This is a genomic window from Eggerthella sinensis (assembly GCF_003339815.1).
Taxonomy (GTDB): domain Bacteria; phylum Actinomycetota; class Coriobacteriia; order Coriobacteriales; family Eggerthellaceae; genus Eggerthella; species Eggerthella sinensis.
In genome coordinates this window covers 1-4,564 of sequence record NZ_PPTT01000061.1, presented here as the reverse complement: position 1 = coordinate 4,564, position 4,564 = coordinate 1, and the positions used below count along the sequence as shown (strand labels likewise).

Genomic DNA, 4,564 nt, shown 5'->3' with positions numbered 1-4,564 from the left:
GGGGGGGGGGGGGGGGGGCTTCATGGAGGATCGTTTTTTCTGTTGCTAAACCGCTACCGTGCTATTATCATGGGGTAGGAACAAAGGCATTCCCCGGCTCAAAATGTGGTTGAAGGATGGGCGAGGGGAGGCAGACGATAGGATGAGCATATTCCCCATGGGATTTGACGATAACAATAACAGGACGACCCCCGGTCGTCATGGTGCCTCCGCCCCGCGCGGAGGTTCTCGCACATACGGGCAGGGTTCCGCTGCCCCGCGTGGCGCGGCGCCGCAGGGCGGTCGTCCCTACCCGCAAGGTACCGGCTACGCGCCGCGTCCGACCGGCCCCTCGAACCATGCCTCGTATCCGGGTCAGCAGCCGGCCAATTTCGGCTACCCCGCGCAGGGCGACGAAATCGTGCGCGTGCGCAAGAAGCGTAAGAAGCACCGCAAGCTGAAGCGAGCGGCTCTCATCGCGCTCGCCGTCGTCGTGGTGCTCGTGGGCAGCGTCGTCGCGTACGGCGCGTGGTACACGGGCACGCTTTCCAGCAACATGGCGCTCGATGCACAGGAGAAGACCGAGCTCGACAACGTGCTCGCGCCGGTCGATACCCAGATGCAGCCGTTCTACGTGCTGCTCGTGGGCTCCGACAACTGGGAAACCTACGGTGAGCGCTCCGACGCGCTCGTGCTCGTGCGCGTCGATCCCGTGAAGCATGCCATCACGATGGTGTCGGTGCCGCGCGACACGCCGTACGAGCTCAACGGTTCGGTGGGCAAGATCAACTACGCGTTCGCCGACGGCGGTGCGGCGGGGGCGGTCACGGCCGTGCAGGAACTCACGGGCGTGAAGATCTCCGACTACGTGGAAATCGAGTTCGCCGGCTTGGCCGAATTCGTCGATTCCGTCGGCGGCATCTACGTCGACGTTCCCTATACCATTGATTACCAGGTGTACACGAACGATCAGGATGTCGTGCACATCGAGGCCGGCAACCAGCTGCTCAACGGCGAGCAGTGCGTGGCCCTCGCCCGTATGCGCACCGCCTACGGCGAGGATCAGGAAGCCATCCGCCAGTCCAATGTCCGCGCGATGGCCATGGCCCTCATGAAGAGCGTGCTGCAGGCTCCTCCGGCCGAGATCCCGGGCCTCGTGCAGAGCCTGTCCCAGTGCGTCTCCACGAACATCGACCTGCAGACGATGATCTCGCTTGCAACCGATTTCGCCCAGGCGGGCGACCCCACCATCTACACCTGCACGGGTCCCTACAAGGGCGACTTCATGGAAGAGTACGGCGGTCAGTGGCTGTGCTACGAGGATCCCGAGGGTTGGGCGACGCTCATGCAGGCGGTCGATTCCGGCGAGAACCCGGAGGCGGCGGCAACTACGGTGAACGGCAAATAGCGGCTTAGCGGCGCTTTTGATGAGAAAGACGAACGAATGACACTGCTCGAACTATTCAAACTCCTGCGCAAGCACCTCGCCCTAGTCGTGGCGCTGCCCATCGTGCTCGCCATCGCAACGGCGGGCTTCAGCTGGGGCATCATGCAGAACCAGTACACGGCCACCGTGTCGGTGTACGTGCTCACCGCCAAGGACGACGCGAATTCGAACACCACCGCGTACAACGACCTCACGGCCAGCCAGCTCATGGCGAACGACATCGCCACCCTGGCGAAGTCCGAGACCGTGCAGAAGCGCACGGCCGAGTCGCTCGGCATGGCGTCGCTTTCCGGCTACAAGATTTCGGTCGAGGCGGGCACCACCACGCGCGTCATCAGCATCTCGGTGACCGCCGGCAAGGCCGATGCCGCCTCCATCGTGGCCAACGAGATCGCCTCGGTGCTCTCGACCGTCGCGCAGGACGTCATGGGCGTCGAGAGCGTGAACGTGGTCGACGCCGCCCAGGTGCCCGAATCGCCGTCGGGACCGCCGCGCGCCATGTACACGGCGGTGGCGTTCCTCGCCGGCATCTTCCTCGCGGTTGCCATCGTGGTGCTGCTGGACATGCTGAACACGCGGGTGCGCAACCCCGAAGAAGCCGAAGAGCTGTTGGGTGTGCCGGTCATCGGCCGTATCCCCACCATCAAGGGTTAGGAGGGAGCAACCATGGCCAAGAAAAAGAAGCAGTCATCCAATCAGCTCGAGGTGCAGAACGCGGCGAAGACGCTGTTCGCGAACATCCGCTTCATGTCGCCTGACAACCCCATCCGCTCCATCGTCATGACGAGCTCGGTGCCGAATGAAGGCAAGTCCACGTGCTCCGTGGAGCTGGCGCGCGCCATCGCGACGTCCGGCAAGACGGTGCTGCTCGTGGAGGCCGACATGCGTCGCCGCACGCTCGCGACCATGCTGAACGTGCGCCCTGCGGCCGGCGTGTACGCGGTGCTCACCGACGCGGCCACGCTCAAGACGGCCGTGACGGCCACGCAGACGCCGAACCTGTTCTTCCTCGACGTCGAGCCGAACATCCCGAACCCGGCCGACATCATCTCCTCCAAGCGCTACCAGAAGCTCGTGACCACGCTTGAGGACAGCTACGATTACGTGATTTTCGACATGCCGCCGGTGGGCACGTTCGTCGACGCCGCCATCCTGTCCACGCTCGTGGACGGCACCGTGCTGGTGGTGAAGCCGGGCGCGACGAAGCGCACCGAGCTCGTGGACGCATGCGACCAGCTCAAGAAGGCCGATGCGAACATCCTCGGTATCTGCGCGACGTTCTGCGAAGGCACCGGTTCCGAATACTACTACGCCTACTACACCAAGGACGGCGGTCGTGTGAAGGACGACGGCGATGTGGCTGCGCTGCAGACCGACGCGCGCGTGCCCGTTCCCGCGGTTGGTCGTCGCGCGAATCGCGGTGCGCAGGGGAGTGCTGTTCCGGCCGGTGGCCGGGGCGGATTCGCCAAAGCCGAGCCGCCGATGGGAAGAGGGCGTAACGCTCGATGAGAGATCTGCATTGCCATATCCTTCCCGGCGTTGACGACGGTGCGCGCAACTTGGACGAGTCTCTTGCCATGCTCGAGGCCGCCAAGGCGGCGGGCATCACGTCCATCGTGTGCACCCCGCACGTGCGCGATCCGTACTTCGATTTCGACGCGATGTGGGATGCCTACGAGCTGCTCGTGGCGCATGCCGACGGGTTTCCGCTCACGATGGGCTTTGAGGTGAACCACGCGAAGCTCATGGAGTTGGGTATGGAATGGGCCGATCATCTGCATTACGACGGCACGAACGAGTTTTTGCTTGAGCTATCCACGAGGGCGGGCAAGCCCGACTTCGAGATCTACGAGCGCACCATCTTCGAGCTGCAAGGGAAGGGCTACCAGGTGATCATCGCCCATCCCGAGCGCTACCGCGCCATTCAGGAAGACGTCGAAGTGGCGCGCAACCTGGTGAAGATGGGTTGCAAGCTGCAGGCGTCGGCCGACTTCATCGCCGGCGGCCGCATGGGCGCCGAGCGCAAGCCGGCGAAGCGCCTGTTCGAGGAGAACCTGTACGCGTACATCGCGAGCGACGCGCACCGGGTGGAGCACTACGACTACTTCGCGGATGCGAAGCGTACCTATCGCACGCGCGGCGCGCACGCGCGCATTTGATCGACGGCTTCCTGCCGTTAGGCCACAGGCCCGTCCTGTGATCTAACGGCAGGAAACTGCACCGCCTCTCACGGATGGCCTGCGGGCCGCTGCGCGAGGCGTACATATCTTGAGGAAAGCGGGATCGTCGCTGGGTGCGCGTTCCGGATCGATCAAGAGGATGCATATCGTTGTTGCGTTTTGGCCGAATGGCTAGGGCGAAGCCGTATTTTATTTCGTCTTGCCAGGGGGGTGATGGCATTGTGGTACGTCGTGCAAACGGTCGGCGGCCAGGAAAAGCATGTGCTTGACCTGATCAACAAGCTGGTCGACGAAGAACTGATCCAAGAAGCGTTCATCCCTCAATACGAGGTCAAGAAGCGTATCCAAGGCGTGTGGAAACAGCGCGTCGAGGTGCTGCTGCCCGGCTACATTTTCGTAGTCACGAACCAACCAGGGAAACTGCGGGAGTCGCTGCGAAGCGTTCCAAAGTTCACCAGACTCCTCGGCAACAACGATGTGTTCACCCCTCTCGACGATCAAGAAGTCGCCTTTATCAACGCGTTCACGAAGCCCGATCACCGTGTGGTCGAACTCTCGAGCGGCGTGATAGAAGGGGACGAGATCGTGATCCTCAACGGCCCGCTCATGCATCACACGGGCCTCATCAAGAAGCTCGATCGCCATAAGCGCCTGGCGTATCTGGAGATGGAGATTCTTGGCCGTATCAAAACCATCAAAGTCGGATTAGAGATTGTTCGAAAAAAACCCTGACAACTCAATAGACCTCACCGCCGGCGGAGCCGCCGCGCTGATCGACGACTACGCGTCAGCAGGGGAGCCCCAACAGGATACCCCTACGCCCCCAAAGTCTGATAAGCGCGGTTATGTAAAGTCAACCGAAACGCTCGGGGATCCGGGGGTTCGCGCCGAGCATCTCGAGGCATCCGACGTCGCCTTCCTCGCGCCGGAGCTCACGAGCGAGGCCGAGGGCCCCCTC

The 4,564-nt window shown here is 62.9% G+C and carries 5 protein-coding genes; all 5 read left to right on the top strand.

All coding sequences use genetic code 11. The annotated features are described in order from the left end of the window. The first annotated feature begins 157 nt into the window (after window positions 1-157). The 5 genes from C1876_RS17365 to loaP all read left to right on the top strand — a co-directional run bounded on the left by C1876_RS17365 (window position 158) and on the right by loaP (window position 4,338). Window positions 158-1,387, top strand: a complete 1,230-nt coding sequence (locus tag C1876_RS17365; RefSeq protein ID WP_114547974.1) for an LCP family protein — start codon at window positions 158-160, stop codon at window positions 1,385-1,387. Window positions 1,388-1,423: 36 nt separating this feature from the next. Then, window positions 1,424-2,080: a YveK family protein gene (locus C1876_RS17360; protein ID WP_114547972.1), complete on the top strand. Its 657-nt coding sequence runs from the start codon at window positions 1,424-1,426 to the stop codon at window positions 2,078-2,080. Between the two features lie 12 nt (window positions 2,081-2,092). Then, window positions 2,093-2,935 carry a CpsD/CapB family tyrosine-protein kinase gene (locus C1876_RS17355; protein WP_114547971.1) on the top strand — a complete coding sequence of 281 codons (843 nt, stop codon included), beginning with the start codon at window positions 2,093-2,095 and terminating at the stop codon, window positions 2,933-2,935. Beyond that, entirely contained in the window at window positions 2,932-3,585 is a 654-nt protein-coding gene (locus C1876_RS17350; RefSeq protein ID WP_114547970.1) for a CpsB/CapC family capsule biosynthesis tyrosine phosphatase, read from the top strand. The genes C1876_RS17355 and C1876_RS17350 overlap by 4 nt, the downstream gene beginning before the upstream one ends. A 234-nt stretch (window positions 3,586-3,819) precedes the next feature. Next, window positions 3,820-4,338, top strand: a complete 519-nt coding sequence (loaP, locus tag C1876_RS17345) for an antiterminator LoaP (RefSeq protein ID WP_244910199.1) — start codon at window positions 3,820-3,822, stop codon at window positions 4,336-4,338. Window positions 4,339-4,564 lie beyond the last annotated feature (226 nt).

Bases quoted from the DNA above. Each gene is read 5' to 3' on its own strand.
- C1876_RS17365 (WP_114547974.1), top strand. From the start codon at position 158: ATGGGATTTGACGATAACAATAACAGGACGACCCCCGGTCGTCATGGT.
- C1876_RS17360 (WP_114547972.1), top strand. From the start codon at position 1,424: ATGACACTGCTCGAACTATTCAAACTCCTGCGCAAGCACCTCGCCCTA.
- C1876_RS17355 (WP_114547971.1), top strand. From the start codon at position 2,093: ATGGCCAAGAAAAAGAAGCAGTCATCCAATCAGCTCGAGGTGCAGAAC.
- C1876_RS17350 (WP_114547970.1), top strand. From the start codon at position 2,932: ATGAGAGATCTGCATTGCCATATCCTTCCCGGCGTTGACGACGGTGCG.
- loaP (WP_244910199.1), top strand. From the start codon at position 3,820: ATGGCATTGTGGTACGTCGTGCAAACGGTCGGCGGCCAGGAAAAGCAT.